A 13,130-nucleotide genomic window follows, 5' to 3' on the forward strand; every position below is an offset into this window, starting at 1 on the left:
AAAATTATTTACAATGAAGAGAAGGCTATTTGTTGCATTATTAGGTGTTTGTTTTATAGCAAACACGGGCGTTATTAATGCACAAAAAAAATCTAAAAAAAGAAATAAAAACGAAGTAGAGGTGCAAACTTCTAACCCAATAAAAACCACTCCTAAGTTAGTGGTGGGTATTATTGTAGATCAAATGAGGTACGATTATCTTACGCGTTTTTACAATCAATACGGAGAAGGAGGATTTAAACGTATGATTAATGAAGGTTTTAATGCTAAAAATCATCATTTTAATTATGCTCCAACAAGTACAGGTCCTGGTCATACCTCTGTTTATACTGGTACTACACCATCTATGCACGGTGTAATAGGTAATAATTGGTATGATAAAGATTTGGGTGTAAATGTATATTGTGCTGGGGATAGTAACTATAGCTCTGTAGGTACAAGTGGCGCAGAAGGGAAGATGAGTCCACACAGAATGTTAACTACAACTGTTACAGATCAATTACGTTTACATACTCAAAAAAAAGGTAAAGTAATAGCTGTAGCAATTAAAGATAGAGGAGCTGTATTACCAGGTGGCCACGCGGCAAATGCTGCGTATTGGTTTGTTGGTAAAGATGAGGCTAACTTTATAACTAGCTCTTATTATATGAATAGTTTACCTGCTTGGGTTAATAATTTTAATGCTTCTGATGCTGCGGAGAAATATAAAAAAATATGGAATACATTAAGAGATATTTCTACTTACCAGGAGAGTGGTACAGATGAAAATAACTATGAAGGTAAGTTTAAAGGAGAAACAACAACTTCTTTTCCTCATAACTTACCTGCAATTTGGGATCAAAACAGAGGTTTTGATATTATAAAAGCAACTCCTTACGGTAACAGTTTAACAGCAGATTTTGCTATAGCTGCCCTAAAAGGTGAAAATTTAGGAAAAGATAATATAACAGACTTTTTAGCCGTTAGTTTTTCTTCTACAGATTATGTAGGACACCAATTTGGTGTAAACTCTAAAGAAATTGAAGATACTTATATACGTTTAGATCAAGATTTAGAAAGATTATTTAACCAGTTGGATGCAGAAGTAGGTAAAGGAGAATATACAGTTTTTTTAAGTGCAGACCATGCAGCAGTGCATGTCCCTACTTATTTAAAAGACAGTAAAATACCGGCCGGTTATGTTAACTATAAAGAAATAACTACTAAATTAAATGAATGGGCTAAATTTAAATTTGGATCAGAGGATTTAATTAAAAACGTTTCTAATGATCAGGTATTTTTAGACCATAAGGTTATTGCTAATCTTGATTTAGACCTGCAAACAGTTCAAGAAGCTTTTGCGCAAGAATTACTAACTTTTAATGATGTGGATAAAGCGTATACAGCATACCAAATGTGGCAAAATGAATATACTAAAGGTCTACCATACATTTTACAAAACGGATACAATCAAAAACGCTCTGGAGATGTAATCGTGGTTTTAAAACCAGGAATTATAAGCTATTCTAGAACAGGTTCTACACACGGCTCTCCTAGGGTTTATGATACTCATGCGCCTTTATTATTTTTTGGAAAAGGAATTAAAAAAGGAAGCACAGTTAAACTTACAGAAATACCTGATATTGCACCAACAATTTCTGCATTGCTGGGTATTGCTGCGCCAAACGGTACTACTGGTAAACCTATTGAGGCTGTTTTAGAAAACTAAAATAACTTACGCTTTATATTTTTCCAACGAAGATCACGAATAAAATTGCCTTCTTTTGGTGTTACCAAAAAGGGCAATTTTTCTTTTTTAGCATTTGTATAGCCTGTTAAATTATCAAAAAAAACAGCTGCCTTTTTCTGTTTTAAAGCCATTTTTAAAGAAGCAATACAGCTAATTGTAAAACCATAACGCATACGGTACATTGCTTGGCCTTGTAATAGTTTAGCTTGCTTGTTGTATGCATTTCCTGTAGGTCTAAGATGTTTAACTCGTAAATTATTGTCTGTAAAAATTGTAAAATTATGGTATTGTGCTAATAGCTCATCTACGGTGTCCCAACCCATAGCACTACGTAAACCATTAATTTGTATAAAACAAGATTTACGGTAAGCTTTAAATGCACCACGTACGTGGTCCTTGTTCATTGGGTGGTTTAGTTTCCATTTGCCATCCTTGTCTTCTTCGTAAGCAAAACCGCCAGCTATACCAATTTTTTCATCAGACTTAAAAATAGAAATAATTTTCTCAAAATAATTTTCAGGTAAAATTATGTCTGCATCTAATTTTACAATAAAATCATAGTCGTTATCTGTTGCAGCCAAGCCCTTATTAAAAGCATTTACAACCTTACTACCTGGCATATGCTTTGTAGACGAAGTAGTGTTTATCTTTTTAAAAATTGAATGTTTTTTTACATACTGGTCTATGATAACTTCTGTAGTATCTGTAGAGTTGTCATTTACAATAATTACCTGTTTTGGTTTTTTGGTCTGATGAAGAATAGAATTTAGTGTTTTTGCAATAAAGGCCTCTTCATTATGAGCGGGAATTATAATGTAGTACATCATATTTAAAAAGATAAAAGATATTATTTTTTTCTTTCTGCATATACAATATAATATCTAGGTGTAAAACTACGTAGAATTGGTCTAATGCCAATTTTATTTATAGGATTAGTCCATTTGGCAGAATCTTTTATCTCCCAGCCAGCTTTTTCCAATAACCAGTCAAACTGCCAATCTTCAAACTCGTGGTAGTGTCTATCCCATTTATCAGTTTTACTTCTATAGGCAGGAGCAAACCATAAGTTAAGCGGAATGCTAGCAACAAGTTTATCACTCTTTATTTCTTTTAAAATATTAAGTGGAGCTAATAAATGCTCAAAAATTTCAAATGCAGTTACAACTTCTGTTTTAGAAGTAGTTACAGAAGAAAAATCTACGTCTAAATCTTCTCCGTTAGTATTTGTTACGTTAAAACCCTGCGAGGTCATTAGTTTAGATAAAGGGTTTGTAACTCCTAAATCTAATATACTCTCTGTGGTATTAATGTGTTTATTAAGAAACTCTAGCGTATGCTTAAAACGTTTGCTAGGATATGTTTTTTCGTACATTTTAATATCTGTAAACTATGGCATTGATGTTCATACCAGCGCCAACACTCGCAAATATAACAACATCTCCTTTTTTTACAGCGTGATTTTCTAATTTTCCTCTTTTAACCAAATCAAACAAGGTAGGCACGGTAGCAACAGAGCTGTTACCAAGCTTGTAGATATTCATAGGCATAATATCTTCAGGCATTGGTTTGTTGTAAAGTTTATAAAACCGTTGCACAATTGCTTCATCCATTTTTTCATTGGCTTGGTGTATAAATATTTTTTTTACATCATTTATATCTACACCACTTTGGTCCAAACAATCCTTCATAGCTTTTGGTACGTGGGTAACGGCAAACTCATATATTTTGCGTCCATGCATTTTTATGTACCTAGTATTGTTGTTTTCTTCCTTGTTGTAAGATTCTCCAAAAAATAAATAGTTAGCTTCGGTAAGTGCATACGTTGCTGCGTTATGAGCTAAAATATTACCAGTATTTTTAGTGTTTTCTATAATTGTTGCTCCGGCACCATCAGAATAAATCATAGAATCTCTGTCATATGGGTCTATTACTCTAGACAATGTTTCTGCTCCAATAATTAAACATCTGTTGGCAAGTCCTGCTTTTATAAATGCATATGCTTGTATCATTCCTTGTATCCATCCAGGACAACCAAATAATATATCATACGCTATGCATTTAGGATTTTTAATTTGTAATAAATGTTTTACTCTAGAGGCTAAACTAGGTAAAGTGTCTGTTTGTGTTTGCCCATAGTTCACATCACCAAAGTTATGAGCAACTATAATATAGTCTATAGTTTCTTTGTCTATTTTGGCATCGTTAATAGCTCTTTCTGCAGCTAAATAGGCAATATCAGAAGTGTTTAATTCTTTTTTTGCATACCTTCTTTCTGCTATTCCTGTTATTTTTTTAAATTTTTGAATAATAACCTCATTAGAATTAGGAATAGGAGACCCATCTGTATTTAAAAAAGTATGGTTAATAAAGTCTGTATTTAAGGTAGTTATGGTAGGTATGTAGCTACCTGTTCCTGTAATTCCGATATGCATATTTAGATTTTAATTTAACAGGTTGAAGTTACAAAAAACACTTTTAAAAAACTATGCATGCATAATAAATTGTATGATGTTCAAGCGTAATAATAGAAAATAAAAAAACCGCCTAAAAATCTCTAGGCGGTTGTTAAGTATTGTATTTGCAGTGTTTTTACGCTTCCATATAAGCTTCAATAGGGGCGCAAGTACAAATTAAATTACGGTCTCCATACGCTTCGTCTACACGTCTAACTACAGGCCAAAATTTATTATCTGCAATGTGCTCTAACGGAAATGCTGCTTTTTGTCTGCTATAAGGAAAATCCCAAACATCATTAGTAACCATATCTAATGTATGTGGAGAGTTTTTTAATACATTATTTGGATTGTCTATTGTAGCTTCATCAATTTCTGCTCTAATAGACAGCATAGTGTCACAAAAACGATCTAACTCAGCTAAACTTTCACTTTCTGTAGGCTCTATCATTAATGTGCCAGCTACAGGGAAAGATACTGTTGGTGCGTGAAAGCCGTAATCCATTAAACGCTTAGCAATATCTGTAACTTCTATTCCGTTTTGTTTAAATGGTCTACAGTCAATAATCATTTCATGAGCTGCTCTTCCTTTTTCTCCTGTATATAAGACATCAAACTTACCACTTAATCTTTCTTTAATGTAGTTAGCATTTAAAATTGCTATTGATGTAGACTGTCTTAAGCCTTCTTCTCCTAGCATTACAATATAACCGTAAGATATAAGACAAACTAATGAGCTGCCCCATGGAGCAGAAGATATTGCTGTGATAGCTTTTTCTCCTCCGGTTTTAATAACTGGGTTGCCCGGTAAAAACGGTACCAATTGCGGAGCTACACAAATAGGGCCAACACCAGGACCACCACCACCATGTGGTATAGCAAAGGTTTTGTGTAAGTTAAGGTGACAAACATCTGCTCCAATATTACCAGGGTTTGTTAAACCAACTTGTGCGTTCATGTTAGCACCATCCATATAAACTTGTCCGCCGTTATCATGTATAAGTTGTGTAACTTCTTTAATAGAAGACTCAAAAACCCCGTGTGTAGATGGGTAGGTTACCATTAAGGCCGCTAAATTATCTTTATGTAATTCTGCTTTTTCTCTTAAATCATTTACATCAATATTTCCGTGCTCATCTGTTTTGGTAACAACCACTTTCATACCAGCCATAACAGCAGATGCAGGGTTTGTACCGTGTGCAGATGCAGGAATTAAACAAATGTTTCTGTGCGCTTCGTTTCTAGATTCATGGTAAGCTCTAATTACCATTAAACCAGCATATTCTCCTTGTGCGCCAGAATTTGGTTGCAAAGATGTAGCTGCAAAACCTGTAATTTCACTTAAATGATCTTCTAACCTTTTTAATAAAATTTGATATCCTTCTGCTTGGTCTACAGGAGCAAATGGATGAATATTACCCCATTGTGCAGAACTTAGAGGAAGCATTTCTGATGCCGCATTTAGTTTCATAGTACATGATCCTAAAGAAATCATAGAATGGTTTAGTGCTAAATCTTTACGTTCTAATTTTTTTATGTAACGCATTAATTCTGTTTCTGAGTGATAAGAATTAAAAACTACGTTTTCTAAAAATGGAGTGTTACGTTGTAAAGTAGCAGGAATAACAGTTTGTACATCTTTTGTAAATGAAGCTGAATTTTCAACTTTATTAAGTTCAGCAAAACAAGCAACTATTGTAGCAAAATCTTTTTTAGATGTTGCTTCGTTTATAGAGATAGATACAGTAGTATCATTAATATAGTTAAAGTTTATTTTTTTGCTTTCGGCAATTGTTTTTAGAGCATTAGCATCCTTAACTTCTACCTTAATAGTATCAAAATAAACAGTATTAAGTTGTTTAAAACCTAACTTTTCAATTGCTGTTGCAGTATTTATTGCAGTGTTGTGTACTTTGTTAGCAATATACTCTAATCCTTTTGGACCGTGATATACTGCATACATACCAGCCATAACAGCTAGTAAAACTTGTGCTGTGCAAATATTAGATGTAGCCTTGTCTCTTTTAATATGTTGCTCTCTGGTTTGCAAAGCCATACGTAAAGCAGGTTTACCATCTGTATCTTTAGTAACACCAATAATTCTGCCAGGAATATTTCTTTTGTAGGCTTCTTTTGTAGCAAAAAAAGCAGCGTGTGGGCCGCCATAACCTAATGGAATACCAAAACGTTGTGTGGTCCCAACAACAACATCTACTCCAAATTCTGCAGGAGCTTTAAGCTTTACTAAGCTTAGTATATCTGCAGCAACGGCAACTTTTATGTTGTTTTGGTTGCAATTATCTACAAAACTAGCATAATCATTTACTTGTCCGTATTTACCAGGGTATTGCAATAACGCACCAAAATAATCTGCTCCAAACCTAAAGTCTTCATGATTACCAATTACAAGTTCTATACCTATTGGTGTAGCACGCGTTTGTAATAAAGATAAAGTTTGTGGTAGTATTTCTTCAGAAACAAAAAACTTAATTACGTTTTCTTTTTTTTGTGGCCTGCTACGTACATCAAAAAGCATTGCCATAGCTTCTGCAGCAGCAGTACTTTCATCTAGTAAAGATGCGTTAGCTAACTCCATACCTGTTAAATCGCAAACCATAGTCTGAAAGTTTAATAAAGCTTCTAAACGACCTTGAGCAATTTCTGCTTGATAAGGAGTATATGCAGTATACCAACCCGGGTTTTCTAGAATATTTCTTTTAATAGGAGAAGGTAATAGCCCTTCATTATATCCTAAACCTATGTAAGATTTAAAAACTTTATTTTTGTCTGCAAGTTCTTGTAAATGCTCTAAATATTCATTTTCACTTAAAGCTTCAGGTAAATTTAAATTGTTTTTAAGCTTAATATCGTCTGGGATAGTTTCATATATAAGCTGATCTAAATTTTTAACTCCAACAGTTTTAAACATCTGCTGGTAATTATTTTTATTTATACCAATGTGTCTTAGGGCAAACAAATCTGTTCTCATATTCTAGAGTGTTTTTTATAAAAAGATGCGCAAAATTAATGATAATTTTTTTCAAAATTGCTAAATTAGAAGCTACATCATCTAAAGTTTTTAACGATTAATTAATGTTATGAACACTTTACTTACATTTGTGTAATGAAACTAGTTAAACGAATTTTTAATTTTTATTTAGATGCCAGTATTCATGTAGCTGCTTCTGTATTTTGTTTGCTAGAAATTACAGCCATAATTTTAAACATAACCATAAACCAAAATCTAGCTTATTTCTGTTTTTTTAGCACCATTGCTTGTTATAATTTTATAAAATACGGGGTAGAAGCCAAAAAATATATTTTGGTAGCTAATAAGTATCATAAAAATATACAGGTATTTAGTTTAATTGCACTAGGGTTTGCCGTCTATTTTTCGTTTTACTTACATAAACATGTATGGTACTGTATGGGTGCTTTAGCTGTGTTTACTGGTTTGTATGCGTTACCTGTTTTGCCCAAAGCTAAAAATTTAAGAAGTTTTGGTGCGTTAAAGGTTTTTATGGTAGCCTTAGTTTGGGCAGGTGTTACTGTGTTGTTACCTGTTTTGTCTGCTAATATGGGTATAACTAAAGATGTTTGGATAGAAACTTTTCAGCGTTTTTTAATAGTTCTAGTGCTATTAATGCCTTTTGAAATTAGGGATTTGAAGTATGATTCTCCTGCTCTTAAAACGATACCACAAAGGTTTGGAGTAATACACACTAAAATAGCGACTGGTATTGTAGTTTTAGTTTTCTTTTTTGTAACCTATTTAAAAAACAAAATAACACTTTTAGACCTAGTAGTAAAGGGTGTTTTATTTATAAGTTTTGGATTTTTGGTTCTTTATACACAAGGTAAACAAGGAAAATATTTTGCTTCTTTTTGGGTAGAAGCTTTTCCTATATTTTGGTTTGTTATTGTTTATATAACTAGTTTGTTTATTTAGTAACTTCTTTTTGTAGCTTTTCTTTCATTTTAATCTTTTCTTGTTCGGTTAAAGATTGTAAATGAGCTTTTTGGCAAAGGGACGTAAATTCAGAGTTTCTTTTAGAAAACTGAGGACAAGTTTTACATATTAATAAGTGAAACTTAAGATTAATCTTTTCAAAGAAAGAAGCTTCATTGTATTGTAGTTTGTTGCAGATTTTAGCTGCTTTTTCGCAAGAAATCATAATTAAAACCAATTAGTATTTAAGCATCCCATTAACGTTGTTCTGGCTCTATGGATTATTACCCATAGGTTAGACGAGTTAATGCCAAGTTCATTACAAATATCTTCTGTACTTATACCTTGTATTGTTTTCATTTTAAAAACCAATGCTTGTTTCTTAGGCAATTTAGCAATACAATCTTGAATTGCAAGGCCTAATTCTGCATTTTCTAAATCACTATTATCTAATTTACTATATGGATCTGCAACTTGCTCCTCTAACCAGTCACCTTCTGAGTCTATATTAGAGTTGTAAGACATTCTAACCTCTGCTTTGCCCTTGTTAGAATTTATTTTACGGTAATGGTCTATTACTTTTCTTTTTAAAATAGCAATAAGCCACGTACGTTCAGCGGCATCTCCTTTGTAGTTTTTAGCAGATTTTAATCCTGCAAAAAAAGTTTCTTGTACTAGATCTTTAGCAATTTCAGAATCGCTTACTCTAGCTACGGCATAATTAAATAAATAATCTGCGTAATTATCTACCCAAGTATCTGGATTAAGGTGGTGCATTAGTTCTTGTTGATTTTTCAAATGTAGGGGATTTTAATTAATTTGTTTAGTTTTGAATAAAACAAAATTCTATGAAACCTTTTTTTAATTCACTGTTTATACTCCTGTTTTTAACTGCTTGTTCACAAAGTAAATCAAAACATATCACAGAATTTTCACAAAATGATATAAAAAACGCTCTTTTAATAGATGTACGAACTTCTGATGAATACGGTTTGGGTCATTTAAGCAATGCTAAAAATGTAGATGTGTTGCAAAATACATTTGCAAGTTATTTTGATAGTATACCAAAAACCAAAACAATATATGTTTACTGCAAAAGCGGAGGCAGAAGTGCCAAAGCTGCAGCAAAATTAACAGAGATGGGGTACAACGCTATAAATTTAGAAGGAGGTTATGACGCCGTAAAAAAGGAAAATGCTACAAAATAAAAATTTATTTTAGCAAGTTTTTTAATGCCATTTCTAACGTTGCGTATTTAAATTTAAATCCGTTTTTAATTAATTTATCTGGGTAAACATCCATACTATTTAAAATTAAACTTGGCTCTGTACCAATTATAAAACCGCCTATTTTTAACATCCAACTATAAGCAGGTAATCCAAAAGGTACTTTAAGTGCTTTTCTAATGGTAGCCATTAATTTTTTATTAGACTTTGCATCTGGAGCAGCAACTACAATTGGTCCTGTTATTTTAGTATTCTCGATAGCAAAGTTTGTTATTGCTACAAAATCTTTAATGTGTACCCAGCTTACCATTTGTTTTCCAGAACCTTGTTTGCCTCCTAAGCCTAATTGTGATATTTTTTTTAAAGGAACTAATGCACCTCCGTTTTTTCCAAAAACCAATGATATGCGTAGGGCTATTTTTCTTGTATTTACATTTTTTATACTTTCAAAAGCCTTTTCCCAAGCTATACCAACATCTAACATAAAATCTTCTCCATTTTCTTCTTTATTTGGGTGAGATATAGCAGCAGACGAAGCATTTAGCCAAACCTTTGGAGGGTTATCTACTAAGTTTATGGCTTTGCCAAGTGCCAGAGTAGAGTCTATTCTGGAATTTAAAATAAGAGCTTTATTTTTTTTTGTAAATCTACAGTCTACAGATTTGCCTGTTAAATTTATTAGCACATCTGCATTATTTAAACAAGAGTGCCATGTACCAATAGTTTTAGCATCCCATTGTACATAATTAATATTTTTTGCTTGGTAAGGTTTGCTACGTGTTAGCACTATAATTTCAGTAAATTTACTAGTATAGAAATCTAGTAATTCATTACCTAAAAAACCTGTGCCACCTGCAATTACTAGTTTATTCATAAATTTAATTGTTAAAATAAATGGTGAAAAATACTGTTGTTAAATATACCCAAAATACACTGAATATAATATGAATTATTGTCTCAAATTTTTTGCCTTTCCATAGTTTTTTAGAATACACAAAAAATTGAAAAAATAACCTAAATGTCCAAAATATAGCTAAGCCTAGTGTAATTTTATTTCCTAAACCGGTTTGTATTAATTGTGTTCCAGATGTTACACATAATAAGCCCATTAAAAAAACGGTTAACGCTATAAAAAAGGTATGGGTAGACATCATTTGGCGATTAATTAAGCTAAGGGGTTGCAGTTCTATTTTCCAGTTAAAGTATTTTGGAAAAATTATATGAATAAAAGCTAATAACATTAATAATGAGCCAATAATATGTAAATGAGTTTGCATAGCTTGTGTGTTTAATTATTACAGGTAAAAACCGACATAAATGGTGTAAATTTTACTTCTTCAATTTTAGTAAACCCAGATTTTAGTAATGTATCCTTCCACGTTTTTTTACTAAAAAAATGGGTAAATCCTACGGAGAATGCTAAAAAGTTGGGTATATCTCTTAAATGCTCTACCATTATTATTTTTCCATCTTCTTTACAAATTCTTTTGCATTCTGTTAAAAATACTTGTTTTTCTTTATTACATCTTATTTCATGCGCGGCAGATAATAAAAATACAAGGTCTGTGCTTTTGTCTTTAAGCGGAATTTTATTTGTTGTAATTTGCTGTGTATTTGGGTATGTTGTGGTAACCTTCCGTGCGCGTACTATGGCAGGTTCTGTATGCTGTTTTTTATCGTAAAAATCGAATACTTTTATTTCAGATGTTGGAAATTTGTTTTTTATAATAAAACTTGTCTCATCAAAACCAGCATTAATATTTACAATTTTTTTTACACTAGCATTGTTATTTATATGTGGTTGCAACCATTTAAAACTGTAGTAGCCGGAAAAATCGTAAACATATGCAGAAACTAGGAGAGGAGTTACTAAGCCATACGCAAATACCCCTATTACAAACCATAAAAACAAGTTTGGTAGTTTTAAATTAGTAATAATAGTAATTAAGGTTACTAATATTAAAAACCCAATTACATAAAAATGCCTGTTAAAGCTTAAAATGTTTAGAACTCCTTGAAACTTTTTTCTGTTTGCTACCATAATTCTAGTTTTCCTTTTTTCCAGTAATACGGAATATTTTTTATACTAAATGCATTGGCTAAAACTGGATTTTTAAATCCGGCTTCTTTTAAAAAATTAAAGTGATATTTATTTATGTGTATAGGAATGGGTTTCCAATTTTGTCGTACACCTTCAATAATTAAAATGCTATTTTTTTCTTTACTGTATGTAAAAGTAAATGGTAATGGACCTGCAAACCTACGTGCTTCTTTGTAGGTGTTAAAAGGTGAGTTTTTAGGCAGATTAACATTGGTTAAATTATTATTATAATCAATTTTAAAGTTAGATTTTAAAGAGGTTATTTCTGTTTTTTTATCTCCTTTTTTAATTGCAATGTCTGTTGTGGTGTAGTTGTAATGTGTAAAAATGTTACCCATAAACTCCATTTTCTTTTTATTGGTTTCAGACTTTAAAATGTACAATCCTCTTAAGCGTTTGCCAGCTTTATTAGTGTAGGTAACAAAAACTCTATAGCCTATTAAAAAAAAGTTATTACCCATAAATTTAGGCAACCCTTTAGGTCGTAAATCTTTTGTTTGTACCATTGCAACAGCTACAAAAGCCCATTTGTCTTTAAAGGTGTCTAGCTGTAAGTGTTTGGGTATTTTGCCTTGTAATTCTTCTTTAGGTAATGCAAAAGTAAGTACAGTAGAGTTTGTAAAAAACGCTTCAACCGCAAACGGATGATTTTTTAATGATGCTACCATACTAGTTTGTTTTTTTTAAATGAAATTCATTGTAAAATATCACACAAATTAAAAGTAAAGCAAAGACTATATTGTTTTTACCCCAAAGCAATAACTCTGGCACTAGAACAAATTCTATAATATTCATTACTGCTATTATTAGCATTTGTAGCATTGCGTTTATTCTAGATTTATATCCGCTAAAAATCCAAACTGCCATAATTATTTCTGCAATTCCAATACTAATTGTAAGTTCACTAGCGTAAGTGTTTCCTAAAATACTACCCACAATTTCCTTGTGTCTAGGTACTAGGTTTAGTATTTTACAAAACAAACCATTGGCAAGCCAAATAAGCCCAATACCAATAGTTACTATTTTATTTAAGATGTTTTTTTGCATTGTTGGATTAGCTAAATATTTTTAAAATGGATTTTGTAATCCAGTTTTGCTGTTGATTAGCCATTTTATTTAAAAGACTATCTGCAGTCTCTGTTAACTCGCACATAGCTTTAGTTTGTTTAATAAACTCATCTGTTTCATTTGTGCCATCAGGAGTTATGTTGCTAACTTCTTTTAATACTTTTATGGTTGGTTGTAGCTCCCTTCGGCTACGTTCTTTAGCAATAATGCGTGCTAATTCTTGCACATCTTTTTCAGTTGTAAAATATTCTTTACGTTCGCCAGCTTTAAACTCCTTACTTACTATTCCCCAGTCTATAAGTTGTCTTAAGTTCATACTTGTGTTACCTCTAGAGATTTTTAATTCCTCCATTATTTCTTCCATAGAAAGTGGTTCTGCAGAAATAAATAAGAGCGATTGTATTTGTGCCATTGCTTTGTTTATACCCCAAAGAGTACCTAAACTGCCCCAAGTATTTATAAATTTAGATTTAGCCTCTGTGTAATTCATCTTTTTAAAAAACTTAAATTCATTACAAATATATATTAAATGTTTTAAAGTTTCAGTAATTATTGAAAGTTTAGTTTTTTGTTTTTTCAATTACACAAAAAGTAGTGGGTAGTT

At 31.9% G+C, this 13,130-nt stretch carries 15 protein-coding genes; 3 read left to right on the forward strand and 12 right to left on the reverse strand.

Translation table 11 applies throughout. The features are described 5' to 3' along the window. Positions 1-13 precede the first annotated feature (13 nt). Positions 14-1,708, forward strand: a complete 1,695-nt coding sequence (gene pafA / locus PBN93_RS10340; protein WP_271080587.1) for an alkaline phosphatase PafA — start codon at positions 14-16, stop codon at positions 1,706-1,708. On the opposite strand, the gene PBN93_RS10345 is transcribed toward pafA, so the two are convergent. From PBN93_RS10345 to gcvP, 4 genes are all read right to left on the reverse strand, one after another. Further along, positions 1,705-2,556: a glycosyltransferase gene (locus PBN93_RS10345; protein ID WP_271080588.1), complete on the reverse strand. Its 852-nt coding sequence runs from the start codon at positions 2,554-2,556 to the stop codon at positions 1,705-1,707. The genes pafA and PBN93_RS10345 overlap by 4 nt on opposite strands. Before the next feature lie 20 nt (positions 2,557-2,576). Further along, positions 2,577-3,101 (reverse strand): class I SAM-dependent methyltransferase, encoded by a 525-nt coding sequence (locus tag PBN93_RS10350; RefSeq protein ID WP_077406923.1) that lies wholly within the window; start codon positions 3,099-3,101, stop codon positions 2,577-2,579. Position 3,102: 1 nt separating this feature from the next. Continuing rightward, a complete protein-coding gene (locus PBN93_RS10355; protein ID WP_077406920.1) occupies positions 3,103-4,161 on the reverse strand; it encodes a 3-oxoacyl-ACP synthase III family protein in 1,059 nt (352 codons plus the stop codon). A 157-nt stretch (positions 4,162-4,318) separates the two neighbouring features. Then, on the reverse strand, positions 4,319-7,171 hold the full coding sequence (gene gcvP, locus PBN93_RS10360; protein WP_271080589.1) for an aminomethyl-transferring glycine dehydrogenase: 2,853 nt from the start codon (positions 7,169-7,171) through the stop codon (positions 4,319-4,321). Positions 7,172-7,306: 135 nt separating this feature from the next. Here gcvP and PBN93_RS10365 point away from each other — a divergent pair, with 135 nt between their 5' ends. After that, a complete protein-coding gene (locus PBN93_RS10365) occupies positions 7,307-8,131 on the forward strand; it encodes a UbiA prenyltransferase family protein (protein ID WP_271080590.1) in 825 nt (274 codons plus the stop codon). Here PBN93_RS10365 and PBN93_RS10370 read toward each other — a convergent pair. Both PBN93_RS10370 and PBN93_RS10375 read right to left on the reverse strand, forming a co-directional pair. After that, positions 8,124-8,357 (reverse strand): hypothetical protein, encoded by a 234-nt coding sequence (locus PBN93_RS10370; RefSeq protein ID WP_077406911.1) that lies wholly within the window; start codon positions 8,355-8,357, stop codon positions 8,124-8,126. The two genes, PBN93_RS10365 and PBN93_RS10370, sit on opposite strands and share 8 nt — an antisense overlap. Before the next feature lie 2 nt (positions 8,358-8,359). Further along, positions 8,360-8,908: a sigma-70 family RNA polymerase sigma factor gene (locus tag PBN93_RS10375; RefSeq protein WP_077407158.1), complete on the reverse strand. Its 549-nt coding sequence runs from the start codon at positions 8,906-8,908 to the stop codon at positions 8,360-8,362. A 71-nt stretch (positions 8,909-8,979) separates the two neighbouring features. Here PBN93_RS10375 and PBN93_RS10380 point away from each other — a divergent pair, with 71 nt between their 5' ends. Further along, entirely contained in the window at positions 8,980-9,339 is a 360-nt protein-coding gene (locus tag PBN93_RS10380) for a rhodanese-like domain-containing protein (protein WP_077406908.1), read from the forward strand. Positions 9,340-9,343: 4 nt separating this feature from the next. On the opposite strand, the gene PBN93_RS10385 is transcribed toward PBN93_RS10380, so the two are convergent. Genes PBN93_RS10385 through PBN93_RS10410 form a run of 6 tightly spaced genes read right to left on the reverse strand, consistent with a single transcriptional unit; the run spans position 9,344 to position 13,016 of the window. After that, positions 9,344-10,231, reverse strand: a complete 888-nt coding sequence (locus PBN93_RS10385) for a TIGR01777 family oxidoreductase (RefSeq protein ID WP_271080591.1) — start codon at positions 10,229-10,231, stop codon at positions 9,344-9,346. A 4-nt stretch (positions 10,232-10,235) separates the two neighbouring features. Next, positions 10,236-10,634 carry a hypothetical protein gene (locus tag PBN93_RS10390; RefSeq protein ID WP_271080592.1) on the reverse strand — a complete coding sequence of 133 codons (399 nt, stop codon included), beginning with the start codon at positions 10,632-10,634 and terminating at the stop codon, positions 10,236-10,238. 11 nt (positions 10,635-10,645) lie between these two features. Further along, positions 10,646-11,398 carry a methyltransferase domain-containing protein gene (locus PBN93_RS10395; protein WP_271080593.1) on the reverse strand — a complete coding sequence of 251 codons (753 nt, stop codon included), beginning with the start codon at positions 11,396-11,398 and terminating at the stop codon, positions 10,646-10,648. Beyond that, positions 11,392-12,126 carry a DUF2071 domain-containing protein gene (locus PBN93_RS10400; protein ID WP_077406896.1) on the reverse strand — a complete coding sequence of 245 codons (735 nt, stop codon included), beginning with the start codon at positions 12,124-12,126 and terminating at the stop codon, positions 11,392-11,394. The genes PBN93_RS10395 and PBN93_RS10400 overlap by 7 nt, the downstream gene beginning before the upstream one ends. A 1-nt stretch (position 12,127) precedes the next feature. Beyond that, positions 12,128-12,505, reverse strand: coding sequence for a DoxX-like family protein (locus tag PBN93_RS10405; protein ID WP_271080594.1), 378 nt, complete (start codon positions 12,503-12,505; stop codon positions 12,128-12,130). Positions 12,506-12,512: 7 nt separating this feature from the next. Continuing rightward, on the reverse strand, positions 12,513-13,016 hold the full coding sequence (locus tag PBN93_RS10410) for a GbsR/MarR family transcriptional regulator (protein ID WP_077406890.1): 504 nt from the start codon (positions 13,014-13,016) through the stop codon (positions 12,513-12,515). Between the last annotated feature and the right edge of the window lie 114 nt (positions 13,017-13,130).

The organism is Cellulophaga omnivescoria (assembly GCF_027915275.1).
In the GTDB taxonomy this organism is placed as follows: domain Bacteria; phylum Bacteroidota; class Bacteroidia; order Flavobacteriales; family Flavobacteriaceae; genus Cellulophaga; species Cellulophaga omnivescoria.